General features: G+C 54.3%; 23 protein-coding genes and 2 pseudogenes. 9 read left to right on the top strand and 16 right to left on the bottom strand.

Going from position 1 to position 25,108, the window contains the following annotated elements:
- Positions 1-49: 49 nt before the first annotated feature.
- From ACRZ96_RS11220 to ACRZ96_RS11195, 6 genes are all read right to left on the bottom strand, one after another.
- Positions 50-454 (bottom strand): GYD domain-containing protein, encoded by a 405-nt coding sequence (locus tag ACRZ96_RS11220; RefSeq protein WP_170514629.1) that lies wholly within the window; start codon positions 452-454, stop codon positions 50-52.
- A gap of 28 nt (positions 455-482) precedes the next feature.
- The gene (locus tag ACRZ96_RS11215) at positions 483-1,340 is read right to left on the bottom strand and encodes an efflux RND transporter periplasmic adaptor subunit (RefSeq protein ID WP_170514627.1); all 858 of its coding nucleotides are present in this window, start codon (positions 1,338-1,340) and stop codon (positions 483-485) included.
- A 67-nt stretch (positions 1,341-1,407) separates the two neighbouring features.
- Entirely contained in the window at positions 1,408-3,057 is a 1,650-nt protein-coding gene (locus tag ACRZ96_RS11210) for an amidohydrolase (protein WP_480814569.1), read from the bottom strand.
- 100 nt (positions 3,058-3,157) lie between these two features.
- Positions 3,158-4,654 (bottom strand): metal-dependent hydrolase family protein, encoded by a 1,497-nt coding sequence (locus ACRZ96_RS11205; protein ID WP_170514621.1) that lies wholly within the window; start codon positions 4,652-4,654, stop codon positions 3,158-3,160.
- A 120-nt stretch (positions 4,655-4,774) separates the two neighbouring features.
- Entirely contained in the window at positions 4,775-5,611 is an 837-nt protein-coding gene (locus ACRZ96_RS11200) for a DUF3299 domain-containing protein (RefSeq protein WP_170514618.1), read from the bottom strand.
- A gap of 3 nt (positions 5,612-5,614) precedes the next feature.
- Positions 5,615-7,081, bottom strand: a complete 1,467-nt coding sequence (locus ACRZ96_RS11195) for a metal-dependent hydrolase family protein (protein ID WP_480814673.1) — start codon at positions 7,079-7,081, stop codon at positions 5,615-5,617.
- A gap of 238 nt (positions 7,082-7,319) precedes the next feature.
- Here ACRZ96_RS11195 and ACRZ96_RS11190 point away from each other — a divergent pair, with 238 nt between their 5' ends.
- From ACRZ96_RS11190 to ACRZ96_RS11180, 3 genes and pseudogenes are all read left to right on the top strand, one after another.
- Entirely contained in the window at positions 7,320-8,351 is a 1,032-nt protein-coding gene (locus ACRZ96_RS11190; protein ID WP_170514612.1) for a helix-turn-helix domain-containing protein, read from the top strand.
- On the top strand, positions 8,348-8,716 hold the full coding sequence (locus tag ACRZ96_RS11185) for a DoxX family protein (RefSeq protein WP_170514609.1): 369 nt from the start codon (positions 8,348-8,350) through the stop codon (positions 8,714-8,716). The genes ACRZ96_RS11190 and ACRZ96_RS11185 overlap by 4 nt, the downstream gene beginning before the upstream one ends.
- A gap of 492 nt (positions 8,717-9,208) precedes the next feature.
- A pseudogene (locus ACRZ96_RS11180) lies at positions 9,209-9,442 on the top strand (phage integrase N-terminal SAM-like domain-containing protein); the annotation flags it as partial.
- A 135-nt stretch (positions 9,443-9,577) separates the two neighbouring features.
- On the opposite strand, the gene ACRZ96_RS11175 reads toward ACRZ96_RS11180, so the two are convergent.
- Both ACRZ96_RS11175 and ACRZ96_RS11170 read right to left on the bottom strand, forming a co-directional pair.
- On the bottom strand, positions 9,578-9,868 hold the full coding sequence (locus tag ACRZ96_RS11175) for a type II toxin-antitoxin system RelE/ParE family toxin (RefSeq protein ID WP_170514600.1): 291 nt from the start codon (positions 9,866-9,868) through the stop codon (positions 9,578-9,580).
- Positions 9,868-10,113, bottom strand: a complete 246-nt coding sequence (locus ACRZ96_RS11170; protein ID WP_170514597.1) for a type II toxin-antitoxin system ParD family antitoxin — start codon at positions 10,111-10,113, stop codon at positions 9,868-9,870. The genes ACRZ96_RS11175 and ACRZ96_RS11170 overlap by 1 nt, the downstream gene beginning before the upstream one ends.
- Positions 10,114-10,235: 122 nt before the next feature.
- On the opposite strand from ACRZ96_RS11170, the gene ACRZ96_RS11165 reads away from it, so the two are divergent.
- Both ACRZ96_RS11165 and ACRZ96_RS11160 read left to right on the top strand, forming a co-directional pair.
- Positions 10,236-10,871: a tyrosine-type recombinase/integrase gene (locus ACRZ96_RS11165; RefSeq protein WP_170514594.1), complete on the top strand. Its 636-nt coding sequence runs from the start codon at positions 10,236-10,238 to the stop codon at positions 10,869-10,871.
- Positions 10,872-11,116: 245 nt separating this feature from the next.
- Positions 11,117-11,512: a DUF1348 family protein gene (locus tag ACRZ96_RS11160; protein WP_480814568.1), complete on the top strand. Its 396-nt coding sequence runs from the start codon at positions 11,117-11,119 to the stop codon at positions 11,510-11,512.
- A gap of 88 nt (positions 11,513-11,600) precedes the next feature.
- Here the strand turns inward: ACRZ96_RS11160 and ACRZ96_RS11155 are convergent, their stop codons facing one another.
- On the bottom strand, positions 11,601-12,173 hold the full coding sequence (locus ACRZ96_RS11155) for a LysR substrate-binding domain-containing protein (protein ID WP_480814567.1): 573 nt from the start codon (positions 12,171-12,173) through the stop codon (positions 11,601-11,603).
- Between the two features lie 20 nt (positions 12,174-12,193).
- Positions 12,194-12,814: pseudogene (locus tag ACRZ96_RS11150) on the bottom strand (tyrosine-type recombinase/integrase); the annotation flags it as partial.
- A gap of 281 nt (positions 12,815-13,095) precedes the next feature.
- On the opposite strand from ACRZ96_RS11150, the gene ACRZ96_RS11145 reads away from it, so the two are divergent.
- A complete protein-coding gene (locus tag ACRZ96_RS11145; protein ID WP_170514585.1) occupies positions 13,096-13,695 on the top strand; it encodes a GNAT family N-acetyltransferase in 600 nt (199 codons plus the stop codon).
- Between the two features lie 244 nt (positions 13,696-13,939).
- Here ACRZ96_RS11145 and ACRZ96_RS11140 read toward each other — a convergent pair whose 3' ends face one another.
- The 4 genes from ACRZ96_RS11140 to ACRZ96_RS11125 all read right to left on the bottom strand — a co-directional run bounded on the left by ACRZ96_RS11140 (position 13,940) and on the right by ACRZ96_RS11125 (position 19,383).
- Positions 13,940-15,034, bottom strand: a complete 1,095-nt coding sequence (locus ACRZ96_RS11140; RefSeq protein WP_480814566.1) for an alpha/beta hydrolase — start codon at positions 15,032-15,034, stop codon at positions 13,940-13,942.
- 60 nt (positions 15,035-15,094) lie between these two features.
- Positions 15,095-16,069, bottom strand: a complete 975-nt coding sequence (locus ACRZ96_RS11135; protein ID WP_170514579.1) for a mechanosensitive ion channel family protein — start codon at positions 16,067-16,069, stop codon at positions 15,095-15,097.
- A gap of 322 nt (positions 16,070-16,391) precedes the next feature.
- The gene (locus tag ACRZ96_RS11130; protein WP_480814672.1) at positions 16,392-18,848 is read right to left on the bottom strand and encodes an arylsulfatase; all 2,457 of its coding nucleotides are present in this window, start codon (positions 18,846-18,848) and stop codon (positions 16,392-16,394) included.
- Positions 18,849-19,101: 253 nt separating this feature from the next.
- Positions 19,102-19,383 carry a hypothetical protein gene (locus tag ACRZ96_RS11125; RefSeq protein ID WP_480796166.1) on the bottom strand — a complete coding sequence of 94 codons (282 nt, stop codon included), beginning with the start codon at positions 19,381-19,383 and terminating at the stop codon, positions 19,102-19,104.
- Positions 19,384-19,491: 108 nt separating this feature from the next.
- Between ACRZ96_RS11125 and ACRZ96_RS11120 the strand changes: the two genes are divergently transcribed.
- The 3 genes from ACRZ96_RS11120 (at position 19,492) to ACRZ96_RS11110 (ending at position 22,484) form a co-directional block, all read left to right on the top strand.
- Entirely contained in the window at positions 19,492-20,115 is a 624-nt protein-coding gene (locus ACRZ96_RS11120) for a helix-turn-helix transcriptional regulator (RefSeq protein WP_480814565.1), read from the top strand.
- Between the two features lie 404 nt (positions 20,116-20,519).
- On the top strand, positions 20,520-21,059 hold the full coding sequence (locus ACRZ96_RS11115) for an AMP-binding protein (RefSeq protein ID WP_480814564.1): 540 nt from the start codon (positions 20,520-20,522) through the stop codon (positions 21,057-21,059).
- A 252-nt stretch (positions 21,060-21,311) separates the two neighbouring features.
- Positions 21,312-22,484, top strand: a complete 1,173-nt coding sequence (locus ACRZ96_RS11110) for a cation:proton antiporter domain-containing protein (RefSeq protein ID WP_170514570.1) — start codon at positions 21,312-21,314, stop codon at positions 22,482-22,484.
- Between the two features lie 106 nt (positions 22,485-22,590).
- On the opposite strand, the gene ACRZ96_RS11105 is transcribed toward ACRZ96_RS11110, so the two are convergent.
- Positions 22,591-23,520: a phospholipase D-like domain-containing protein gene (locus tag ACRZ96_RS11105; protein WP_480814563.1), complete on the bottom strand. Its 930-nt coding sequence runs from the start codon at positions 23,518-23,520 to the stop codon at positions 22,591-22,593.
- Positions 23,521-23,800: 280 nt separating this feature from the next.
- Positions 23,801-25,108, bottom strand: coding sequence for a tetratricopeptide repeat protein (locus tag ACRZ96_RS11100; RefSeq protein WP_480814562.1), 1,308 nt, complete (start codon positions 25,106-25,108; stop codon positions 23,801-23,803).

The raw sequence follows: 25,108 nt of genomic DNA, 5'->3' as shown, positions 1-25,108 counted from the left end.
CAGGTTATTGGTCAGTCGACACATGGGCCCGCAGCCGCGTCCAAGTGGATCATTTTTGCTTGGCTTCGGCTTCCTTGACTTCTGAGACACGAGAAAGGGCCTCGGCCATGTCGGCGGAGCTCATGAGTTCGATCATCTGATAGCCATTGAGAAGCCCGTCACCGAGGCGCGTGAGATAGAACGCCTGGATGAAAGTTGGATCATCCGGCAACTCGACGAGGATGTAATTCTTTCCATTGCCGAGCCCCCAGAAATACGCGAGCAAGTCACCGCCAAGGGCTTCGATAGGTCCTCGAACGCTTGCCTCTCGATCGCCGGGGGCATCGATCATGGATTTCCAAGCGGCAGCATTTGGAGTGCCTACAAACAGGAAGTGCCGTGTTTGGCTATGACTGTCCGCGAAGACGGGTGAGGCCAGGAGGGCGGCCGACACAACCGGGTAAAACCACTTCATTTTTTTCTCCTTGAAACTGCAGAGAAGGTCATTGGCCTGCTTTTTCGAAGGAAGTCACCCGGACCTTCATTCCGGGACGCAACAGGAGTTCGGGATTTGGGAATTCGGCGATGCTGTAGCCAATCCCTGTCTCCGGATCGAACTCGAACGGCGTTGATATCAGGCGTCCCTGGTGTGGGAACTCACCACCTTCCGGCAGTTCCAACACTAGTGTCAGGCTGCGCATTACACTCTCGTGGCTTTCGCCCGCTAGGATGCGTTCCTGATGCTTTTCGTACGTGCCCGCCACGCGAACGTGGATCGGATCAAGTTGATACAGCGTTCCGATTTCGGGCGAGTCGGCGACGACGTTTGCATTATCTCGAAAACGCGGCGCGCTCATCTGGCCGTCGAACGGTGCGTGGATGAGCTGGAGATCTGAGATAGCCTTGGCCTTTTCCGCATTGAGCCTCTTTGTCTCAACGGTTGCTTCGGCGATTTCGACGCGCGCTTCAGCTTGTGCAATCTCAACTTCAGAAACTGAATTGGCGCCCAACTGCTTCTTTCTGGACAAGTCAGCCTGGGCCAGCTCCAGTTCAGCCACGGCCTGCTGGTGAGCCAACTCGGCTATTTTGGCATCCCATTGCTTGAAGACCTGATCGAAGGTTACCAGCAGATCACCTTCCTTAACGAATTGGCCCTCAATAAAGTGGACAGTGTCGATCTGGTTTTCGGCGGCTGCCGATACATCCCAGCTTTTTGCCGGGACCACAATGCCAGCGCCGGTTGCACTTTCCGCACCGAGGGCATGGGAAGCTTCATCAGCGGACAGCGACAATGTGCTCGCCGCAAGCAGAAACATTCCCAATGCGGCGGATGCTAAGGTTAGAGTGTTTTGCTTGGTCATGTGAACTCTTTATTTGGATGAGCGTTGCGGGAAATTGGACGCTCAGGCTGCGGTTGAAATCGGTGACTTAGTACGTGCGTTTCCCGTTCATCCAAGTCTCGAGCACCTCAATCTCACCAATCTGATCGAGACCCACGGTCCTTGGATCATCAGCCAAGACCACAAGGTCCGCCAGTTTGCCAACCTCAATGCTTCCGATCTCGTCCTCCGAAAGCAACTGGAACGCCGGAACGCTGGTCACGGCGCGGAGGGCCATGTCAATCGAAGCTCGCTCTTCTTCGCCCAGAACGTAGTCAGGATCAGTGAAGAGTGTCCGGTTAACTGCTACTTCAACCATCTCCAGAGGCGTGAGTGTGGAAACAGAGTAATCCGTGTGCAGTGAGTAGGGTATTCCCGCCCGCTCGAAGCTGCCTGTACGGTCGAGCTTCTCAGCTTTGGCTTCGCCGAACACAACATCGCGGAAAGCCTCCCCCCAGAAGAGCACGTGAGCGATCAGAAAAGAGCACGAGATGTCGAGTTCCTTTAGTCTTGCGATCTGATCGTCTTCTGTAATCGAGCAATGTTCGATCCTCGGGCGCACCATGTCGATCCCGTCGGAACGTGCCTTTTCGACAGCCGCGATAATGTTATCGATGGACGCGTTTCCGTTGCCATGCATAGCCATCTGTCCACCGCGGACGGTTCCGTCGGCTACTGCGAAATTGATGTCGTTCTGAATCATGTAGGCTAGGCCCAGATTATCGGAGTTCAGGTACGGTTCTCGCTGTAACCCGGTAAATGCCTGGTTCGATCCGTCAGCGGAGATTTTCCATCCGATCACGCGAGCCTTGGCATTGCCATCGCCCGGCGCGACCCCGGCAGCGTCCCAAGCATCCAGTTCAGCCCATTGAAGGTAACTGCGTGTCCGAATGGGAAAGTCATCGTCGGACGCCAGTAACTCGAATGTACTCCAGTCGTCGGGATTTGCCACACCCGCGACACCGACCGCCGTGACCCCACTGGATGCCCAACCCTGCGCTATGGTCTTTGTGCCGTTTACGCGGTCATAGTTCTGGTAGGGTTCAATCTCCGCGAGGGCAGCAAACAACAATGCGCCGCCAGACAAGTTCCCGTCCGGGCGGCCGCCTTCCATCCGGCCATACTGCGCCCCGTCCGGGTCAGGAGTATTATCGCTTACACCCATAAGTTCGAGCATCTTGGAGTTAACAGTCATTTTATGACCACCCGCGTGCCAAACCACCGCCGGTGATTGGGGCGCGATTTCATCGAGGTGTTCGCGCGTTAGCGCGGGCTCAGAAAAACTTTGCGTTGCAAGATCAAGGTTGACGAACAATGCCCAGTCATCGTTATCCTGCCCCTCGAACACACTTTTCATGTGCGCGAGAGCCTCCTCTACGGTACCGAAGCGATCGACCCCGACATTTTCAAAGACCGAAGACCCTCCGCCCCCAATCGGGTGTGTATGTGCGTCAATGAAACCCGGCATCACAGTCTTGCCACCCAGGTCGACGATCTGTGCGTTTTCCCCTGCGACCTGTCGCACATCCGCGTCGCTTCCTACAGCGACGATTTCGTTTCCACGGATGACCAAAGCTTCAACAATCGAGAAGTTTTGATCAATCGTCAGGATGTTGCCACCGGTCATCACAGTGGTCTGTTGAGCAAGGACTGGTGCAGATACCAATAGGGCAAACGCAGTTGCGATTTCGATCTTCATTTTTCTTACCAAATGTTTCTCTCCTGTTTCCGTGCTTTTGTTCATCTGCTGGTTTTCACAAACGGGCGGGATGGACGAGGTGAACCATCCCGCCCATCGCTCAGTTCAGCGTGTTCTTGTAGATCACGCCGTCCTTCATGATGATCTTCAGACTGGTGTCAGGGTCCATAAGGATCTCGATGTTTTCGAGGGGATCTCCGTCTACCAGCAGCAGGTCAGCGTAGGCACCTTCTTGAATGACGCCCAAGGGCCCCTCAGGGTACGGGTTCATCTGACCGGTCAGAGAATTCAGTTCTCCGGCGGTCGAAGTAAACGCCCTGAGTGTTCTGAAGTTGCCGATGGCTTCCGAAAAATACTTGAACTCGTCCAGCGCCTTTTCGTCGTATGCGCGCCCCGTGTTCCATTGTGGAATATGATCGGAAGCAACGACCACTTTCAGTTCCGGGTTGTTGGCGATCACGTTCAGAGCATTCTCGGCGGCATTGCGAATGACCCACCATTTCTCAAAGCTCTCGGGCGGGTATGCCTTTCTTGCCTGTTCCTCGGATATCGAGAAGACCGGGGAAAACGCGGTCGAAACAAACATGCCCTTCTCGATCATCGTTTTGGCCTGTTCTTCGGTCAGATAGGGAGCGTGCTCGATCGACATCACACCGTTGTCTATGGCCTGCTGAATTGCCACTGCCGTATGTGCATGTGACGCGACGTAGGTATCCCAACGCTCCGCCACCTCGACAACGGCCTGGACCTCTTCGTCAAGAGGGCCCGAATGCAGCGGATCGAATAGACTTGTCACACCGCCGCCAGTGAACAGCTTGAGCTGAGTCGCGCCGCGGCGGAATGCTTCACGCGCCGCGCGCAGGCTTTCTTCCCGTCCGTCGGCGATAATCGTAACGTAGTCTTCGTAGAAGTGTTGCCGTCCCCCAGCGATATTCGGGTGAGGGTCATTCAATTCACGGAAATCGCCATGGCCGGACGTTGTGGTTATCCAGTTTTCCGTTGGATAGATGCGGGGCCCTACCATGACGCCTTCATCTATGATGAGGCGAAGGAAATTCGCTGGACCGCCCAGGTCTCGCACTGTGGTAAAACCGTTCATCAGCATCCCCTCTGCACGGTCAGCCGCCAGCGCACCATGGGCATAGGGATGAAGCCCATCGCGCGACTGCGTTTGAACGGGCCCGAAGGTGGCGAGGTGTACGTGCATATCCAACATGCCCGGCATCAAGGTCCGCCCGCCGCCATCGACAATGTTGACCGCAACCTCAATCGTCTCCGAGCTGCCCTCGGAATCCTCAACGAGTAAGGTATATCCGCCCGTATAGTCGCCCAGTGGTGGGTCGATAACCCGTGTCCCTTGCCTGGTATCGGCGTCAATTTCCCATGTGCCAGTTTCAGGAATGTCGGCCTCGACCCTGTGGATCTTATTCTTGACGACCAGGACATCGACGTCTTGGAGACCGTCGTCGACCCCATTGAAGACCTTCACATTCTTGAACAGCGTGACGGCGGATGGAATATCGGCGACTTCCTGCGCGGATACCGGCGCGGTCGCCAGCGCAAGCGCAAGGGTCACGGCGGCTATCTGTTGCTTCATTCTACTGTCTCCGGCTAGAGGGCAAAGCTCTTGCCCGTTGGTTGGTTTGCTGCACCTGGGCGAGGCAGGCATCAGAGCCCGACGCCCTCGTCATGTGACCAGCAACATTTCTGTTTTTCCTTATTGGTTCCCCCAGATGTCGGAGCTCGTTTCCGCGGAGGCAGGTGGGCTGCCGCGCTGCTCAACTCCGCCGGTCTTGCGGTTGTCAAAGTTCGTTTCTGAGGAGGCGCGAAGGCTTTCACGTAACACGTCTGCCCATCTGTTTGTGGCAGTACCCTTTGCGGGCGCTGCAAATGCCGTTACGGCGTCTTCCACATCCAGAGTCCAGGTGGCCTGCATCGGCACAGTTCCATCCACCAGCCAGAGCGACTGTGTGGTCGGATCGAGGTGCAGTCTGCCCGATAGGCGTACCGGTTCGTGGAAGTACTTTGGCGCCCAGTCTTCGCCAAGGCGAACCCGGATCAACTGGTTCGGGTCTGGTGGCGGAAGGTGGCTACACATGCCGGGAGTCGGAACAAGATAGGCGATCCGGGTGCCGTCCGTTTCAATTGAAGTGGGGATGGCAAAACCAGCAATGCTGATCGTTTGTCCATCGAGAGACGGGTTACCGGCCGCAGCAGCAGCCTCGCGTCGCTCGGTAACCACCCAACGCTGCGAAATCAGCCAGTCAAAGTCGATCTCCTGGGCTGAAAGTTCAGTGCTGACCTCCGACAAACGCGCCTCATAGCCCTCTCGCGTGTCGGTTGACAGATCATCCCGAGCCAACTTCTCGCGCATCTGCACAAGGGTCAACAGGGCGGTCATCTGGGATGTGGAGAGGTCGAGGAAAGGATCCTCATAGACCTGCGCCAAAGGATCCGGCAGCTCATCCCACTCAAGCGGAACCATAGCCCGCTGATCCGCGAAAGCTGCTGAGGCAAGGCTTGCGAAGGCCAAAACAATTGCGCCGGTACGCATCGTTCAGTCGTCCAGCGTGTTCTTGTAGATCACGCCGTCTTTCATGATGAGGTTGATAGTCTCGATGCCACGCGGACGCGGTTCTGCGTTGAACCATGAAGGATTTCCACCCAGAACCGTGATGTCCTCCAGCGGATTGCCGTCGATCAACAGGATGTCGGCATATGCCCCTTCCTCGATGACCCCTAGAGGAGCGGGATAAGGGTTGCTGCCTCCGGTCAACGCTGCAAGCTTGCCGCCGGTAGAAGTCATTGCTTTCAGAGTTTCATAGTTGCCGAAAGTGTCCGCGAAGATCCATTTTTCGTGGTCCCTGTGATGCCGCGCCGCCATACCGTTGGTGCTGACGATGTCGATGGAAAATACGATATTCGGCTGCACTTTCTTGATGACTTCGGCGAAGTTGGCGGTCCCTTCTTTCATCATGAGCGTCCGCTCATATTCGAAGGTTGCCGGGTTTCCGTAGACCGGATGGGTCAGAATATCCTCGCTCATAACGGCCGCAATATACGGAGAAATGAAGGCGCCCTTTTCCTTCATCAACATGGCTGTGTCTTCTTGCAGGAATTGACCGTGTTCAATCGACATGACACCCAAATCGAGCGCACGGCGTATAGCTTCATCGAGATAAAGGTGGGCCGCTACGTAGGTTCCGCGCGTCGCGGCTTCTTCCACCGCCGCAGTGATTTCAGCGTCGGTGTACTGAGATGCTTCAAAGGGACCCTTGTTGCTGGCCACACCGCCCGCCATCATGATTTTCATGTGGGTTGCGCCCGCATTGAAATTCTCGCGAACCGCTGTGCGGACTTCATTGGGACTGTTGGCAATGTGATAGATACCATTTCGCCACGTGCTGCTTTGGAGGGGGTTGGTCTGGCTTTTAAACCTGAGATCCCCATGACCGGCACTTTGACTGATCATCCCGGCGGCGCTGTAGATGCGAGGTCCTTCCATGAGGCCTTTGTCTATGACCCGTCGCAATCCATCGGCCATGCCCCCCATATCACGCACTGTCGTGAAGCCATCGTAAAACCACTCCAGTGCTGCAGAGGAGGCGTGTCCCGCCATATAATCCCACCGCGCCATTTCCATGCCCGGACGCCCGCCATCCATCGAGAGGTTAAAGTGGGTATGGCTATCAATCATGCCCGGCATCAAGGTTCGTCCCCCGCCGTCGATGACATTGGGCGACAGCTTGACGGTTTTGGTGCCCTCTTCGCCTTCCACGACAAAGGTATACCCAGTGCCACCGCTATGTATTTGAGAATACAGGGGGCCATCTTGGCCAGCTTCAACTTCCCATGTGCCTGATTCCGGTATGTCTTCCGCGACGGTGTGGATTTTGTTTCCAACAACAAGCACGTCGAGATCCTGAAGCCCGTCCGTGGTTCCATCAAAGATCATAACGTTCTTGAACAAGGTGACCGACGGCGGTTCCTGCTGTGCAAGAGCGACACTTGCGGAAAGCGTCATCGCACCCAATGTGACGGCGGTACAGGCTCGTGTGATATCTGTGATCATGACATCTCCGTGAAATTGCAAGCGATGTGGATTCGCCACTTCACTTGCCGAGTATGGCGAGTTTTCTCGGCGCATGCCTGACCATGCCCTAAGGGGAAAATTTTTTTGGTTAGGGTCTGGTCAGGTTCTTGCGCATTTTTCTGGAAACCTCACCGTGACGATGTCACGATTCCGGCCGAAGGGAGTAAACATGTTCGGAAATCGAAAAACGCCCAGACAATCTGATCTTCCGTTGGTTCGGGCGACCGTGCTGTCCCCGGTCACTACCGCGTTGAGAAACCTGGGGTCGGATCCCGAAGAAGTCTTTCAGGATTTGGGTTTTGAAGCGGCCAAAACGATCACACCTGAACATTTCCTGTCGCATGAGACCGTGTATGCAGCGTTCAGTGCCGCGGCTGCAGCCGAAGGATCGGACTTTTGCGCTCGGGTTGGCCAGTCTGTTGACCTTAAGCGATTCCTCCCGAAAGGGCGGGATCTGGCAGAAGCATTGACGCTGGGAGATTTTTTCACGCGCTTCACTCAGATCGTCTCAAAAGAGTCAAATGCAGTCACTCAATCTCTGATCGTTGAAGACGAACATGCCTACTTTGCGGCCCGGCGGCATTTTCGCTCGTCAGTATCACCAGCTCAAGCTGACGGGTTCATGATTGGTATTTGGATTTCCCTGCTGCACCGGGTGCTCGATTTCCGTTGGGATCCGCACAAAGTGATACTACAGCTTGCCGACCCCGACGTCTTGCCGAGGCATTTTTTTGGAGTAACAGGCGTCCCGTCTGACGAGCGTGGCTTTTCCATTCGCTTCCCGTCCACCTGGTTGAACCACCGCCTCCCAGACGAGGTTCTGGAGAATGTATCCGATTATCACCCGAATGATGTTGAGCTTGCTGCACCAATCGACTTTCTGACCGGCTTCGAAGACATCGTGCGATCACGGCTGTCTGAACCGACCTTCACAGCAGAGCAGGCGGCACGGCTAGTGGGGTTACACCCCAACACATTGAATGCGCGCCTGTCCGAACGTGGCGAAACAACCTCCAAGGTCATTGCACGCCTGAAGCGGGAGAAAGCCATTGAACTGTTGGGTGTGGAAGCCTGCTCGGTCAGAGACGCCGCCCAGCAACTGGGGTTTTCCGATCCGACTGCATTCTCACGGGCTTTCCGCAGATGGACAGGTCAATCCCCACAGGCCTTCAAACGCTCACACAAAGACCCAGAACAATGACCTTAACGATAGTCATTGCGCTCCTGTCGGCGTTCTTCCTTCTGGCAAGTTCAATCAAACTGACAGGCTGGCAGACGAAAGTGTTCGAAACACAACTCGCCATGTTCGAAAGCTACGGCCTCAACCGGCAGGTCATGTTCATGGTGGGCCTTATCGAATTATTCGGCGCTGTCTGCATCTGGATTCAGGGGCCTTGGCTGGGTCCACTTGGGGCGGCAGCGCTCTTGGCAACATCCGTCGGCGCCATTCTCTGCCATCTGATATTCGACACCTGGAGAGATGGAGTGCCGGCGATGATAACAGCAGCGCTTTCAGTATTTGTACTCTGGCAGGGTTGGAACGGTATCGGCTCGGTGCTCACGTGAGTTTCTAGTCCCAAATGGGCCTTCCCAAAGGCACTGTTCAAATTGTTTTGATGAGGAACGCTGCCATTCATTTTTGTCCGTCGAAATGGCAACGGAGGGCGTTCTCGACGGTCGAAAACCCTGCTGCGCTTGCGACACTGTGGGCTCCTGAGCGGCGGCAATGCGCAAAGAGCGGACCCTTCGCCATCGATTTCGATCGGCGGTAAAGTCCGCATACCGGAAGTTGGCCCAATTTTGCCGAACGTCCGGTCTCGTTGAAAACAGACATCTTACACAGAAGAACCGATTTCGTGGACTTGAATGTCAGCTTATGCCGAAAGCGGTCGCTCCGTAATACTTGTGCAAGTTCCGCTTTGCGGGACAAGGACGAAGCCGCTCGCGCGGCATGGGCGCTTGCGGCGAGGGGGGCGCTGTAATCTGAGCGTCGGGATTTTGGGAATGGACGTGTCTGTCTGACGATTGGGGCTCTCAATCAACAGACAGGAGGGTCCCATGACGGACACCAAGACCACACCGCTGCGCGCGCGAATGATCGAAGATATGCGGATCAAAGGACTGGGCGATGGCTCGCAGAAGGCCCACATCCGAGCGGTTCGATATCTTGCGGAGTTCCTTGGGCGATCGCCGGACACTGCGACGCCCGAAGACTTGCGCGCCTATCAACTGCACATGGTTGACACGAACGTCACGCCATCAACTTACAATGCGCGGCTTGTCGGGTTGAGGCCGTGGCTTAACTAATTGTTCCATTAGCCGACACTCATGCGCATCGCTGCATCCGGCACTATGGGCCCAGAGCCGCCTTTGACGATAGTCTTCAATTGCCGCGCGTGCAGCCCAAATTGCGGACGTTCGTCGTGGCTACAAATGCCGTTCGACATCCATGCTTTGATGCAGAATTCTGATGATTGCGATCACTTCCCCTCGGACTTGAAAATAGATCGCATGGCGACCGACCAGCGCCTTTAGATAGCGCTCTCGGACTTCGACTGCTCTGCCTTTCTTTTGGCCTTCTGCGAGTTCCTCAAACACATTGATTATATCGTTGGTGTAGATCTCAGCCTGATCGGCGGACCATGTTTCCGCAGTGTAGGCCCAAATGTCTTCGAGGTCTGCTTCCGCCATCGGCGACAGCATATAAGTCAGCGACATCAGTTGCTGTTCTTCTGACGCATTCGAGCTTGAAATGCCTCACGGTCAAACGATCGGGGTTTCCCCGAATTTTCGCCGGCAATCAAGGCTTCCTTTAGGGCCTGAACCTTGGCCTCGTGCTCCTCGAGAAGCCTCAGTCCAGCCCGGACGACATCGCTGGCCGATCCGTAGCGTCCATTGCTCACCTGAGTTTCGATAAACCCCGCAAAGTGGTCCCCGAGGGACATCGAAGTGTTTTTGGCCATCAGTTACCTCCTACCAGCCATCTATACCAATATTCGGTATTTTTCAATATCCCCGCATGTGGTATTCTTTCACGTCAGCGGACTGACGATTTGGTGGCGTGTGGCGGATAAGAGGATCAGCCATGGAACCAACACCCAACTTACCTGCTATTCGTGCGCTTCGCCCGGCCTGGAACAAGGGCCGCATCGTCGGACAGAAGCGCCCATTGAAACCCAAGCATGTATGGGCCATTCGGGTCAGGCTTGAGCTTGCGGAAAATCACCGCGATCTAGCCTTGTTCAACATGGCCATCGATAGCAAGCTGCGCGGTTGTGATCTGGTCAAGATGAAAGTTGTCGATGTCATGTCATCCGGCCAGATCAAGGAGCGGGCGTCGGTACTGCAAAGCAAAACGCAAAAGCCAGTGCGCTTTGAAATTTCTGAGGGCACCCGCGCATCTGTCGAGAAATGGATGGAAGACAAACTTATGATCGGTTCAGAGTATCTTTGGCCGGGTCGCTTTCATGAGCGCTTGCATATCTCGACCCGCCAGTATGCCCGGATAGTTCGCGACTGGGTCACGTCGATTGGTCTGGAGGCCAGTGCCTATGGTACGCATTCGATGCGGCGGACGAAGGTGACGCAAATCTACAAAAAAACAGGCAACCTGCGCGCTTTTCAACTGTTGCTGGGCCACACGAAGATGGACAGCACAGTTCGTTACCTCGGCGTCGAACTCGAGGATGCTCTAGCGATCGCAGAAGCGGTTGAAATCTGAAAAGTTCGGGCCGCCTTCACTGGCGGCCCACAGCCGACATTCGATATCTCTCACAGTTCACCCATCGGCTTTCCGAGAACTGCCGTTCGTTCAAAGCGCAGCAATTTCAACGAGCGGATGGCCGTGACGCAAACAAACCTGCCATCGTTGAGAAGCGCTGTTAAGCAAACTTGATTGCTTTCAGAGACCCGACTAACGTTTTTGCAACCATGTATTTTCGCGATTTTTAGGACATGTAGATATAGATGACACCTGATGTACAAACCGCCCGCCGCATAGCTCAAGATCATTGCGCTGCTTGGACAAACCGGGCGCCTGGCGATGTCGCCGGAAGATATGCTGAAGATACAATCATGATAATGAACGGTGGCGACCCAATGGAGAGCCGGACGGAGATTGGCGACATGGCGGCGGGATTTATGGCTGACTTCCCTGACCTCGTTCTTAACCTCGACACGGTTCTCGTCGCCGATCACCACATGGTCTATGCGTGGACTTTCGAAGGCCATCATAAAGAGACCGGTAACCATGTTCGTTTCTCGGGCTGGGAAGAGTGGGACTTAGACGACAACCTGAACGTCACCAAATCGCTCGGTTGGTATGATGATGTGGATTATGAACGCCAAGTTGCGGGAACATGACCATATCCGGCGCCAATTCGCGCACTGTACGCACAGTCATATACGGCAAGTCAGACCCAATTTAACTCTAATCGGTGCTCTTTACTGCCTACAGCAAGTGAGAGGGCATCCATCGGAAAAGGCTTTTCTCATATTCGGTAATTGATTTCGAGAGCCACTGCATGAACAGATTTGCCGCTGGTCGAACCGGGCCCGACAAAGTGACAAGGTAGTAGCCGATCTGAGGTATTGGATCATCGAACAGTGCCACGAGTTGTCCCGACTTCAATTCGTCAGAAACAAAAGCCGGTACCGTCGCCCCGATACCATCACCGCGACGGATGCCATCCAGCAGCATGTTGCCCGGCATGCGGACGACCCTCCGGTCTGTTTCGGGGGGGATTCCGACCTTTTCCATCCAAAGATCAAACTCGACCGATGCCTGTTCCTGAAGAAGAGTGAATTCAAGCAATTCCGCAGGTTTTGTGAGCACCCGGTTTCCAATCAGTTCGCGGGACGCGACGACCGTCAGACAGCCGGGTAGCAGCATCTGCGAGACAAGCCCAGGCCAGCGACCTGTTCCGTATCGGATGGCCATATCAATTCCGCCCGGCTTGAGGTCGACAGCCTGGATCGTTGAATCAATCCTCAATTCGATATTGGAGAATTCGTCAATAAACATCGACAGTCGCGGCATGAGGAACGCGGAGACAGAGGCTCGACCCTGCTCTGTCCCGGGAACAGCCAGCCCTGCGGGCGGGCCTCGCGCCAATAGTCGCGCAGCAGCGCCAACAACGACGGTGACAGCATCACGTCACGATCCTTGCCGCCTTTGCCACGTTCGACATGGATCAGCATCCGATTGCTGTCGATGTCCCGAACCTTCAGATTGGTGACCTCGGAGGCGCGCAATCCCGCACCGTAACCAATGCCGAGCGCCGCCCGGTATTTGAGACCTGGCCCCGGGGCCGACGCCAGAACCGCCGCAACCTCCTCGAAGCTCAGCACAATCGGCAGCTTCCGCGGTTCGGTGCGGAACTGGATATACTTCTTCATATCCTCCCGATCGCAGGTCTTGCCGAAAAAGAACCGAAGCGCAGCGACCCGGGCGTTGTAGACCGACGGCGTGACCTCGGTATCTGTCATGTGAAGCTGATAGCCGCGCAAATCGTCCGGCGTCGCCGTGTCCGGTGAGCGCCCGAGAAAGGCTGTGAAGTGCTTGAGTGCACGGATGTGCGCTTTCTGCGTTGTTTCCGCCAACCCGCGAATACGCATGTCCTCGATCATCCGCGCACGCAGCCGGCTCATATTCTCCTGTGTCATGGAAACCTCCTGTCCAATTGAGAAAACTCAATCGTCAGGCAGATCCGTCACATCGCAAAACGCGCTCCCTGTAGGTCAGATCGATACAGCAGCCACAAGCGCAAATGCCGCGAGAGCGGCTTAGTCCCCGAGCCCAATGCAGACCATTGCGGGATACCCGGCGCGAGACTGGGTGGACTGGCTAGTCAGCCATCTGATGAATGCTAGGGCGCCGTTTTGATTGCCATGCAAACACACAGATTGTACTGCAAATATCACTACCGATTCAGGGAGCATTTGCCATGTTAAATTGGCCGGAACCTTTTTCAATCGAGGGGCTGCATGTTACGGTCGAACCTCTCTCACAGCTTCATCATGATGACCTCGCTGAAGCCGCAGCCGATGGGCAACTTCATCGCCTTTGGTATACCATGATCCCCAAGCCGGAGGGTATTCACGCAGAAATCGAACGCCGTCTATCTTTACGTGAAAACGGCTCGATGCTTCCTTTTGCGGTAATCGAGAACTCTACAGGTCGCGCCGTTGGCATGACGACCTACATGAATATTGATGCCTCAAATCGTAGGCTTGAAATTGGTTCAACTTGGTATCGACAGTCGGCACAAAGAACTCCGCTGAATACGGAATGTAAGTTACTGCTATTGCAGCAAGCATTTGAGGAACTTGACTGTATTTGTGTCGAGTTCAGAACCCACTTCATCAATTCTAAAAGCCGCAGAGCCATCGAAAGGCTTGGAGCAAAACTTGATGGTATCCTCAGGTCAAACATGATCATGGCAAACGGAACAATCCGGGACACCGCTGTGTATTCCATTATTAAGTCCGAGTGGGCGACGGTAAAAGCTAATCTCATCTGGAAGTTGGAAAAACCAAATCCCTAACATCAACTTGGAACGTCCATCGGCTTTTTGATATTTCGATGTCCGCCTTTTGTTTCTCTGTAAAATAGATCCGACGTCGATACGCCATTCCAACACTCCATCTTTACTCTCAAAGTGAAGTGTTGCGTCGATCCATTGAGACCGCCGGACAAAGCGGTTATTTTAAAGAGTTGAGTTTGGCGCTTGCAGCGAAGAAATCAAGCACGTGCAGAAATAACGCGATGAACGCGCACCGGCATATTGATTACTGCGTTAAAACGATGCCCGTCTCAGCTTCAAGTTTTTCTGCGTCGACGGTAATTATGCGTCCCGTTGCGTCGGTGCTGATGACTCCGCCTCCAGACTGATGCAGTGACTTGAGGAATTTCAATATTTCCGGAGATGAGCCGATCTTGAAATGCTTCAGCGGGTCACTGGACTTAATGTTGGTCAAGTCAAATACGGCAACCTTCAGACCACCAAGCTCAGACACGGATTTGATATCACCGACCCTATCTCCCTGACGCCGAAGTTTTGCTGAGAGGCTAAGCGCCAGATCATCATTTGTTGTCAGCAAGATGATGGGTATACCTTGCGCCAGGACAGGTTGTGCCTGCGTGCGGAAAACATCTATGTCGAGGTCCGCAGATATCAGGATAAGAGCCCGGATTTTCCGCAAAACCGATATTTGATTTTGCTGAGCCAATTCACGCATGGAGTCCATGGCCACGAAATTTCCCATGGAGTGGGCAACCACCAGATAGTTCGTTAGACGCGACTCTGACATGGCGGCGAGGGTCTCCTTGAATGATCCACGGGCAAACAATGCGCTTTTACGGTCATCAAGGTATTTCAACACGCGGCCAGCAGACGGCCACGAATACACGATTTCGACCCCTTCGCGTCCGGTATCTTCTGCGAGGGCGGTTGCGCGTATGACAGCTTCGGCTGAATTGGTATTGAACCCATGGACGAAAACAAATCCTTGACGGTCATCGACGACGCGTTTGCCGACCTCTTCATTTATGGCCCGCACAAATGCCTGTTTGCCTTTCAACCGCACGGCAGAAGAGACCAGGAACTGCGTGTGCGGATCAACATCTTGTCCTTTAGGGTACCTCACTTCCCCGATTTCCCGCGCTGGCGGTATCGAGATGACAAGTTTGGAATAATTGGTCTGATCGGAACGGGTTTCAGTAAAGAAATCTGGCGCGGGTGCATGCGCCCGGGAGGCCGCGACAAGGATCGTCCTTTCGCGTGCCGGCGTTGCAGCATTTGGCAACAGGGCCAATGTTCCGCGTTCACCGCAGCCGCTGATCATTGCGGCGGCAACGACAACCAATACAGTCAAACTGCGCATGGCCATGTCCTTTTTTGAAGCGCTAAAAACAATTGATTAGTCGCGCCAGTACGTCAGCCGTCAGCCAGAGGCCGATACACGCGGTGCCTCGGTGTCGTCCGCGGTGGCAATAACATCGTCTGAACGATCCACTTTTACAGTACGTTCAGCAAACTCGATACCGTTGTTTGCAAAGCCTTGCTGAACCAGCCTGTAGACTTCGCGGCGGATGAGAAACTGTTCGCCAGGCAGGGTTGTGAATTTGACACGTACGGTCAGCCCGTAGAGATCGACGCCGTAGATACCTTGAAACTTAACAGGAGAGAGCATTTGCGGACCAAAATACTCATCCTCTTCGATTTGCCTGGACAGCGCCTTGATGACTTTCTTAACTTTGAGGATGTCCGTGTCATGCGGGACCTGAAACTCAAGCTTTGAGATGACCCAGTCCCGGCTGAGGTTCTTGACCGATTGAATGGTGCCGTAGGGGAGCGTTTGCAGCGCCCCCCGGTGGTGCCTGATTTGCATCGATCTCAGAGAAATCTTTTCGACGGTGCCGCGTGTCTCGCCGATCTCTACATATTCTCCCAGCCGAAAGGCATCGTCTATCACAAAGAAAATGCCCGCTAGAATATCCTTCAGGAGGCTCTGTGCCCCCATTCCCAATACGATCCCGACAATGCCTGCCCCTGCCAACATCGGTGCAATTTTGACCCCAAGCTCTGCAAGGGCGACAAGGATCGCAATGATGACGGTAAAGGTGATAAGGATTGCCCGCACTAAGGGGATAACACTGAGACCGCGTGACAAAGGCGCATGATCAGGGTCGGTGGTTTCCTGCCGGGCATTGCTGGTCAACAGGTAGTGGCGCAGCACAGCGAGCATGGCGAGCGACAACAAGCTGCCGCTCAGCAGGAACAAAAGAACGCGGGTTGTCGAGGTGATCTGCTTTGTTTCGCCATGAAGCAGGATGCCGCCAAACACGACCTCTGCCACTACGAGGACGGCCGAGCCAAACCCAACCAGCCACCAGTACAAGGTGCTTGGTTTTGCCAATTCAGTATCCCCCTCTCTTCAAAAAATGCAGCAAGCGCTGCGTCGCTAGTACATCATTGCACGCCGGTAAGTGCGCTGCCTTTCGCGGGCTAAATACGTCATGCCCCTGGCTTTCTGGAGAAATAGAAAATCTGCCTCGCCGTCTGAGGTGTGTTCTGCTTTTATTGGAGAGCGACCGTGGCGGCCAGCAGCGGTGCCTCACCAATGCAAAGCTGGCGTCGGGTTGTGATGGTCTCATGTTTTTTCGGGTGATCCTGCATAACATCCTCCACGGAATTCATCATTGACAGGACCCCGTCGGAAACAGAGCCCTGTTAAGGGGTTAGTCGCTCGCGCGATGCATTGCGTCTTCCAACCGTTTCTTATCGGCGTCCGAGAGTTCCGGCCGTTCGATTTTCAACGTCAGTTTGTCCAGCTTTGCAGTCAGGTTGAACGGCGGTTTGTAGTCGTTGTCGTAGACACCTGTTAGCGTATCCTGCCCGATGTCGAACGATTCATCCCATTGCAGAATGACCGGGATGGTGTTTTTCATCTTCTTGGTTGAAACTACCTTGCCATCCACGCTCAGGGTGCCGGTTCCACTCTGTCCGATGCCACTGGCGTCGCCATAGGCCAGCGTTCCGTCACCCAATCCGTCATATTTGAAATCGAACTCGACGGTATGTTTACCTGGTGTCAAAGCGTCGTTACCCTGCCACTGGATGCGCTTAAGATTGAGCATGTTCCAAGTGAAGGTCGGTTTGCCGTCCTTGAGGTAGAACCCGTAGCCCGCGAACCTGCCGCCAGAAGTCACGATCATACCCTCCGCGCCGCCTTCAGGCACCTCGATCTCGGCCGTGAACGTATAAGACGAATTCAAGATACTGGGAGAGTCGCCCTGAGGCACACCGATCATGGGTTGCGTATAGACAAACTCGGTGCGGCCTGCGGTGATGCTGGGTCGCGGCTTGGCGAGGCGCGACGTCACAGAGGCATCCAGCGGGAAAACCTGGTATTTTTTGGCTTCCTCGATGAAGATCGCTTTCAGTTCTTCCACCTTCTCCGGATGATCCTTGGCCACGTTCTTTTGCTGGTTCATGTCCGTTCTGAGATCATAGAGTTCGAACTCCTGATTGTTCAGCGGGTCGGGGTTGGGTGTCTTGGGGGTTTCCCATGGCATCCGGTTGACCTTGGTGCTCAGGAACCAGCCTTCGTGATACAGCGCCCATTGGCCCATCATCTCAAAGTACTGCGTACGGTGACGACTTGGCGCGTCCGCATTCGCCTTGTCGAAGGTATAGGCAAAGCTTGTGCCTTCAATTGGTGACTGAACGATGCCGTCCACCTCGAGCGGTTCAGCGATACCGGTCACTTCGAGAAGGGTCGGGACGACATCGATCACGTGCAGGAACTGATCGCGCATCCCGCCTTTGTCGGTAATCCCTTTGGGCCATGATACGACCATGTTCTGACGCACGCCACCCAGCCGGTTGGCATTTTGCTTGAAGTAATCGAACGGCGTGTCAAAAGCCCATGACCAGCCTGCGGACATGTGGTTGTACGTCTCTTCAGTGCCCCAAACATCATACCATTGAAGTTGGGTCTTGGCAGGCATGGCCGAGATACCGTTGAACCAGGCAACCTCGTTCGGCGTTCCCATGGGACCACCCTCGGCGGATGTCCCGTTGTCACCGTTGATGTAAATGACCAGCGTGTTCTCCAACCGTCCCAGATCGTCGATAGCATCGACAACGCGGCCAATCTCATGGTCAGTGTAGGCCGCATAGGCGGCAAAGACCTCAACCTGCTTGACGAACAGTTTTTTCTCGTCATCGCTCAGTTGATCCCATGGCTTGATCTTGTCAGCGGGCCATGGAGTCAAGGTCGCATCCTGAGGGACAAGCCCCAGCTTCTTCTGGTTTTCGAATATCGTCTGGCGCAGCGCCTCATAGCCGTCGTCAAAGAGGTTCATCGCCTCAATCTTCTCCACCCATTCCTTGGTCGGGTGGTGCGGGGCGTGCGTTGCACCAGGCGCGTATTTCACGAAGAACGGCTTATTGGGTTCGATTTGGGTCAGACGTGAAATATGCTGGATCGCATCATCCGCCATACCCGTGATCATGTTCCATTCCGGATTTCCGTCATAGGGGTAAATCTGGGTCGTGTTGCGGAAGAGATTTGGTTGCCATTGGTTCGCGTCTCCGCCAACAAAGCCATAGAAATACTCAAACCCGAGGCCTGTGGGCCATTTGTCGAATGGTCCCGCCTGGCTGGCGGCGAAAGACGGCGTGTTGTGATCTTTACCAAACCACGAAGTTGCGTAGCCGTTGTCTGATAGTATCCGGCCGATGGTAGCCTTATTTTCAGGTATGATGCTGTTATAACCGGGGTAGCCGGTGGACTGTTCGGAAATGACACCAAAGCCGACTGAATGGTGATTGCGACCTGTGATCAAAGCCGCTCGTGTGGGCGAGCACAAAGCGGTCGAGTGGATATTGGTGAAGCTCAGCCCTGCTGCAGCAAGTTCGTCCATCGTATCCGTCGGGATTACCCCACCGAAGGTGCTTGGAACGCCAAACCCTGCGTCATCAAGGATGATAAGCAGAACGTTGGGTGCCCCCTCCGGCGGTACCACGCGCGGTGGCCAGTACTCGGTTGACTTGAGCGCTTGAGGTTCAATTTTGCCGCCAAACTCAGACGGTGGCGGAGGTAGTTGTCTGCCGTCAATTGTGGTTGTGGCACCCGGCGATCCTAGCGGGGCTTCGGTCTGTGCATGGGCACTCAGGCTCACGCAAGACATAGAAGCTATTGCTACAGCCAGTGCTAGATTTCGATGTGTCATACTCTGTTTCTTCCCTTCGATCTGCTGCGCATCCTGAAAGTCGGAAAAATCTTGGCGGCAGGTAGCGTCCCCACCGGATTTTGCCGAGCTTGGGTATTGAACAAGCATCCTGAAGCGGAGTGATCCTATATTGATTTGGATCAAAATACTGGTCTAAATTTGACTTCAGTGGCCAAAATTCGACGAGAAGCTGGAGACTACTCTTATGCCATCATCCATTCCACTCATTCGCGCCGCGTCCATTTATCCAATGCGGCGATGGGCGCATGACAATCATCTTGACGTTGACGGTTTGCTGGCGAAGGCGGGGCTGGAGTGGGTTCCAGATAATGACCCTTACCTGCCAATTCCACTGCGCGGCACCGTTCGTTTTTTGGTGGAACTTTCGAGGCAGGAAGGTGCTGACACCCCACGAAGGATCGTAGACGGGCGCGGCGGATTCGAGATCGGCTTGATTGGTGCCGCGGCCTTCGCTGGGCCAACTGTACGCCATGGGTTTCGCCGGGTATCGCAAAAGATGCAAACCCATTCCACACATGAAATCTTCATGGTTGTTGATGGGCCGAATTCAATTCAAATCACGGATGGCTGGATCTTGGAGGTGGGCGAGCAGGAAGTTCTGCACTACGTCCAGCAATATGTGGCGGCGTTGGTTGACATGATTTGCTCTGTGGCGACAAACAATACACCAGCTGTTTCGCGTGTCGAACTTGTACCCCACCCAGACGAAGGTTTGTCTCATTTGAAACCTTGGCTCGGGGATCGAGTGATGCCCGCGAAAAACCGCACGCTGAATGTAAAAATTGATCAGGACGTGGCCGAGGCCGAGTTCCCGGAAGAAGTACGCAGCCTGGCCGTCAAAAAAGACGATACAAACCTGCGTGTATTGCGCGAGAGCCAGTCGCTGGCCGATCAGGCTGGTGCGCTTGTCGAAAGCATGCTTGGAAAGGCGCCGCCAAGCTTGGACAGCTTGGCCGCTGCTGCAGGTACCAGCGCACGCAGCTTCAGACGTCTACTTTCTGAGGAAAACACAAATCTTGAGCAGATTGTAGATAGGGTTCGCGCTGAGACTTCTCTTAGTCGCCTGCTTGAAGAGCCAAGCGTTTCTCTGAATCAGTTATCGCGCGAGCTTGGCTATGCAAATCAGGAAACTCTTTCCCGCGCAGTCAAACGATGGACAGGTCAAACGCCGAGCGGCTATCGACGGCAACACTCCTCGCCGTGACGGTGTTAGTTTCCTTTCATACGCACGGATCAGTCGCGCCTAAGAGCATGATGGCATGAGGATTTTCTTGCACTTGCGAAAGTCCGCACTGCCCGCTCCTTGTTAGTTCAGGCAATGTGCCGCGAGGGCTGGTTTTTTAACACATCCCATTTAAGAAAGCTGCAATGCAGTAACTCAAAGTGCGATGGATGTCGCCTTTGGGGGGACCGCGCAGGGTATCAGGACGGAGGTGTTGTGGATGCGGCACCGCAGCCGAGGTCGGCCTCTCGAACCCAAACCTAGCTTTGGTAGGGGACTAATGGACCGCTCTTGGTGCACTTACGTTCGCGTAATCTCCAACGTGGAAATTCGACCCATTTGAGTGCAAGGTAACTGAAGGGCTGCATTTGGAGGAATGTGTTTTGATGGAATCGAATTCTGACTCTGGTACTCCTCGAGACTATTCCAAAGCGGTGGAAAACTTTGATCTGAACATCGCAAAGTCTGTCTTTTCCGGTAGTTTCAGCGACGGGATCAATGCATGCGTCGAATGTTGTGACGCCCATTTGCAGGGCAATCCCCTGGCTTTGAACTGGATTGCATTGGACGGGCATTATGAGACTCGCAACTTTATGGAGTTGCGCGATGAAGCCGCGCGTTTCGCCAACTTGCTGAAGGAACAAGGCATCCAACCCGGCGACATCGTGGCGGGTCTATTGCCACGCACCCCGGATCTCGTGACAGTTGTTCTCGGCGCCCTCCGGGCTGGCGCGGCCTATCAGCCATTGTTCACAGCCTTTGGGCCCAAGGCTATTCAGGACCGTCTGACCATGAGCGGTGCGAAGCTGGTTGTGACCTGCGCAAAGGCCTCTGTTTCTTCGAGCAATTTTCCTATGCGTACCAAAATTGTTCGATCTGGGCATCGAAGGCCGGATTGCCAGACATGGGCGGCTGCATTTGTTTGAAAACATCCAAAAGTGACGTCGGAATATTTGTGTTAGATTCCTTTGTCGGCATCGAAAGTTTCTCTTCATTTCCTGAATGAGTTATTGTTTCAAGTGCAGCGCGCTTTCGCCTTAATACAGATCAATATCCCTTTTTTTAGGGATCTTTGGCCTAAGCTGCGACGGGACACTCGCATTTTCTCCGTCATCGGTTCCTAGCAGGCAGGGTTGGGGTTAGAGTAGTCTAGACAAGAACTTAACGCTTGGTTTTCTATGCACATTGCCGGCTTTCTGATTACCCTTGGTGTGCTCTTCCTTGCCGGATTGGCGGCCGACCAACTCGGCCGGGCCACGCATCTTCCTCGTGTTACCACCTTGCTTTTCCTTGGCTTGATCGCAGGGAATGCCGGAATGGGGTTGATCCCACTCGACGTTGCAATGTGGTTCGATGAGGTATCCATCGTGGCATTGACGATGGTCGCATTTCTTCTTGGAGGATCATTGACCCGCGAGAATCTGGTTCGGCATGGCCGAGCCATTCTGACGATTTCGATTTCAATCGTGGTTGCAACCCTTGTTATTGTTTCTGCTGGACTGGCCGCTATTGGCGTGCCCTTCGGGTTGGCGCTGGTGCTGGCGGCAATTGCTACGGCTACAGCTCCGGCCGCCATGACAGACGTGATAAAACAATCTGGGGTGTCCAACAGCTTCACCGAGACATTAAAGGGCATAGTCGCAATTGATGACGCTTGGGGACTGATCGTTTTCAGCGTCGCATTGGTTCTGGCCGGTCATTCGGACGGTTGGGCTACCATCACGACCACAGCGATGTGGGATTTCGGAGGGGCTATTTTGTTGGGTTCTGCACTAGGCGTGCCATCCGCTTACCTGACCGGTCGCTTGAAACCGGGAGAGCCAATGCAGGCAGAAGCAGTGGGCATAGTCTTTCTTACAGCGGGCCTCGCGCTTTGGCTGGAGGTTTCATTCTTGGTAGCAGGCATGGTTGCGGGCGCAGTTATCGGGAATCTTGCCCGCCATCACGAGCGTGCTTTCCATGAGATCGAGCACATTCAGTGGCCATTCATGATCCTGTTCTTCCTGTTGGCTGGCGCCACGTTGGATATTGAAGCCTTCGGCTTGATGGGCTGGGCTGGTGCTCTTTTCCTATTCTTGCGCGCTGTCGCCCGCCTCGTCGGGGGTTATTGCGGAGCGAGACTTGGCGGCCTGCCTAGCCGTCAGACCTGCTGGTACGGTCCAGCTTTGTTACCACAGGCCGGTGTCGCGGTGGGAATGGCCCTTGTCGCCGGAGAGCAATTTCCACATTGGGCCGCGTCGATCATGGCTTTTACTCTAGTCAGTACTGTGGCCTTCGAGGTGTTGGGGCCGCCGTTGACTCTCATGTCAATCAGACGAACGGCTGACACGGATGAGCAGATTGGTCAGTGACTATTCAGACTGGATCGATTCAAGAAAGGTGAGCAAATTCGCCAACGGCAGGCCTACCATCATTCGTTGCCCATTGGGCAAAGCCACCGCGATTTGTTGGTCTGTCTCAAACACCGCGCCAAAGATTGGATTCGATCAGTTGTTCGACGATCAAGTCTTTACTTGCGACGATACCCAAGCCTTTGGCAGGGTCGTCGACAAAAAGAGTGACCTCACTCCAGTCGAACTTCAAATCATGTCCCTCAATCCGGTCGGGTAGTTCGCTTTCCTCGATTGCTTTCTGATAACCTGCGCCGATGGCAGTCTGGCGCGCCGCATCAGCTTTAGCCTGTAGGCTTTTTTCTGCGGGAAGGTCTAAGAAGAGAACGGCATCATACGAAGAAGCGCTATTCCAATATGTATCGAAGGACTGCGAAACCTCTTCCACAATAGGACCGATGGCTATCGCGTCTACGTCAAGATAGTGAGTTCCTGCCCCGTAGTCGAAATATATGTGGCCGATATTGCGGCCACCGACAATTGTGGCCACCCCATCCACTGTCATTGACTTGTTGTGCATCCGCCGGTTCAGGCGGCTGAAGTCAAAGGCGTACGACAATAGTTTGGGACTTCTCAGTGTGAACGGATTAAAAATGCGAACATTTGCAGTGGGCAAAGCATCCAGTTCGGCAAGCAAACCATCCAATCCTGAGATGCCGTTATCGTCGACCAGCAACCTAACCCGCACACCACGCTCGGCGGCTGCCCTAAGCTCGTCAAGTAGCATCAGGCCGGTCACGTCATCCTGCCAGATGTAATACTGAGCATCGATTGAAGATGTCGCTTCCCTCGCGAGGATGGCGCGGGCTGCAAATGCCGCGCGACCGCTTCCTAACGGGCGCACCCCGTCGAATCCGGAATTGCTCTCCAAAGCGCTCTTGATGGTCGTCCCAAGTGGTCCAGTCCAATCGGAACCTTGCATCACAGTCTGTTCGGCGAAGTTTTCTCGCGGGAGTGGAAACGCCAGCCTTAGTCCGACGACGGCCATTGCGATCATCGCTGCTACAATTAAACAAATCCTGATCAGTCGCACTTGAGGCCTCGTGTCTGGCAGATAATAAGAGCTTTGCAGATATGCTTGGCTTATCAACCTCCTTTTATTCATGCGATTAGATTGGGTCGCTACGGATCTTCGAATTCGAACCGAAGCGTGTACGATTATCTTCAATCATGTGTATGTTGGCCGAGGCGAACAGCCTGAGTCAGGAAGCTCTAACGGACTGGAAGGTGGCGAGTTGGTCGCGCGGACTCCTTCGACTAGCTGAACGTCTGCTGACTCAACTTGGTGAATACAGATCAAGCACCGAAAGAACGCGCGAACGAGTTGCAGAGTCATTCACGAAAAACCGAGCTATAACTTCATGGGCAGGAAAGTCCGGCCAAGTGTCCAACATTTCGACGATTGCCTTCTCCGCCCCTGCAGGATTACCTGTTTCGTGAAAGGCGGTCGCGAGCAAAAAGAGGCTTGGAGGACTTACGGGATGGCCTCGCTCTGCTGCTTTGGAGAAGGCCTCAATGACTTCGTCATAGTTCTCCAGCATTAGTTGTGAAGCGCCGTAGATATTGTTGTATGCGAAACGGCCGACGCCCAGTCGAGACCGTTGTGGGTGAGACACTTCGGCCATAAACACTGGATCATCTACCACTAGGGCCGTGATGCCTATTAGATCCAAAGTGTGGCCGTCTTGAGGGCTAAGGTCCAAGGCAATTCTGGCACGGCTAAGCGCTCCTTCAATGTCTCCCGTCACGGCAAGGGTCCAACCATGAGCTGCTTGGGACCAACCATCCAAAGGGTCTAGCGTGGTAGCGTGCTCTGCCATTTCCAAAGCTTCACCAATTAAAGTGGTAGATGCGTCGGCATTGCTTGTAAGCAGTGACTTAAGTGTGAGTACCTGGGCCGAACCCGCATAGCCTGCAGCAAGGTTCGGATCGAGTTCAATCACATACCGAAACGTTTCCAGGTTAATGGCTTGCCGTCGGAGGTCGAACAAAGGAAAAAACAATCCCCGTGTTTGCTCGGCTAAGTTTACAGCCTGAACACTGGTAATTGACCTCTCCCGAAGTGCGGCCAGTTCTGCGGAGCTTTTAACGGTTGCGAACTCCGTTTTCGATTGGGAACCGCGTAGACCAAAATACCACAGAACAAATATCAACAAAAGCGTTGTTCCGATCAGGGGCAGCAGGAGTTTATGACGCCATAAACCGTCAGAATGCGAAGATTCCGACTGGCTTTGTCCGACACTTGGCTTCGTCGCGATGAATCGTTCAAACTGTGGTCGATACCCTCCGGTTTGCATATTTATGCGCAAAGGGTCCGATCTGCCCGCGCCACTGTAATAATCCTCCAAACCACGCCGTAGGCGACGGGCTTCAACCCGCACGAGGTTTAGTGCCCCTCCGTTCTCGTCAAGTTCCTTATCGTAGACATCGGTCGCAATAACTTTGCCCTTTATAGAACTCCCATGACCGTCAAGTTCCTGCTCGACAATGTATCTCAGGAAGGACTGCAGTCTGGGTGAACCAGCAAACTCTGCAGATGTCAGGACGCGCTCAAGTGCTTGTCTAATTTCTTCAGCCGTTACCAT

Source organism: Ruegeria sp. CF1 (assembly GCF_056537445.1).
Note: the sequence above shows the minus strand (reverse complement) of the source record. Positions and strands in the feature narration are given on the sequence as shown.

Coding starts and splice junctions, on each gene's coding strand:
- ACRZ96_RS11220 (WP_170514629.1), bottom strand. CDS start 454: ATGAAGTGGTTTTACCCGGTTGTGTCGGCCGCCCTCCTGGCCTCACCC.
- ACRZ96_RS11215 (WP_170514627.1), bottom strand. CDS start 1,340: ATGACCAAGCAAAACACTCTAACCTTAGCATCCGCCGCATTGGGAATG.
- ACRZ96_RS11210 (WP_480814569.1), bottom strand. CDS start 3,057: ATGAAGATCGAAATCGCAACTGCGTTTGCCCTATTGGTATCTGCACCA.
- ACRZ96_RS11205 (WP_170514621.1), bottom strand. CDS start 4,654: ATGAAGCAACAGATAGCCGCCGTGACCCTTGCGCTTGCGCTGGCGACC.
- ACRZ96_RS11200 (WP_170514618.1), bottom strand. CDS start 5,611: ATGCGTACCGGCGCAATTGTTTTGGCCTTCGCAAGCCTTGCCTCAGCA.
- ACRZ96_RS11195 (WP_480814673.1), bottom strand. CDS start 7,081: ATGACGCTTTCCGCAAGTGTCGCTCTTGCACAGCAGGAACCGCCGTCG.
- ACRZ96_RS11190 (WP_170514612.1), top strand. CDS start 7,320: ATGTTCGGAAATCGAAAAACGCCCAGACAATCTGATCTTCCGTTGGTT.
- ACRZ96_RS11185 (WP_170514609.1), top strand. CDS start 8,348: ATGACCTTAACGATAGTCATTGCGCTCCTGTCGGCGTTCTTCCTTCTG.
- ACRZ96_RS11175 (WP_170514600.1), bottom strand. CDS start 9,868: ATGTCGCTGACTTATATGCTGTCGCCGATGGCGGAAGCAGACCTCGAA.
- ACRZ96_RS11170 (WP_170514597.1), bottom strand. CDS start 10,113: ATGGCCAAAAACACTTCGATGTCCCTCGGGGACCACTTTGCGGGGTTT.
- ACRZ96_RS11165 (WP_170514594.1), top strand. CDS start 10,236: ATGGAACCAACACCCAACTTACCTGCTATTCGTGCGCTTCGCCCGGCC.
- ACRZ96_RS11160 (WP_480814568.1), top strand. CDS start 11,117: ATGACACCTGATGTACAAACCGCCCGCCGCATAGCTCAAGATCATTGC.
- ACRZ96_RS11155 (WP_480814567.1), bottom strand. CDS start 12,173: ATGTTTATTGACGAATTCTCCAATATCGAATTGAGGATTGATTCAACG.
- ACRZ96_RS11145 (WP_170514585.1), top strand. CDS start 13,096: ATGTTAAATTGGCCGGAACCTTTTTCAATCGAGGGGCTGCATGTTACG.
- ACRZ96_RS11140 (WP_480814566.1), bottom strand. CDS start 15,034: ATGCGCAGTTTGACTGTATTGGTTGTCGTTGCCGCCGCAATGATCAGC.
- ACRZ96_RS11130 (WP_480814672.1), bottom strand. CDS start 18,848: ATGTCTTGCGTGAGCCTGAGTGCCCATGCACAGACCGAAGCCCCGCTA.
- ACRZ96_RS11125 (WP_480796166.1), bottom strand. CDS start 19,383: ATGGCGTACAGTTGGCCCAGCGAAGGCCGCGGCACCAATCAAGCCGAT.
- ACRZ96_RS11115 (WP_480814564.1), top strand. CDS start 20,520: ATGGAATCGAATTCTGACTCTGGTACTCCTCGAGACTATTCCAAAGCG.
- ACRZ96_RS11110 (WP_170514570.1), top strand. CDS start 21,312: ATGCACATTGCCGGCTTTCTGATTACCCTTGGTGTGCTCTTCCTTGCC.
- ACRZ96_RS11105 (WP_480814563.1), bottom strand. CDS start 23,520: ATGATCGCAATGGCCGTCGTCGGACTAAGGCTGGCGTTTCCACTCCCG.
- ACRZ96_RS11100 (WP_480814562.1), bottom strand. CDS start 25,108: ATGGTAACGGCTGAAGAAATTAGACAAGCACTTGAGCGCGTCCTGACA.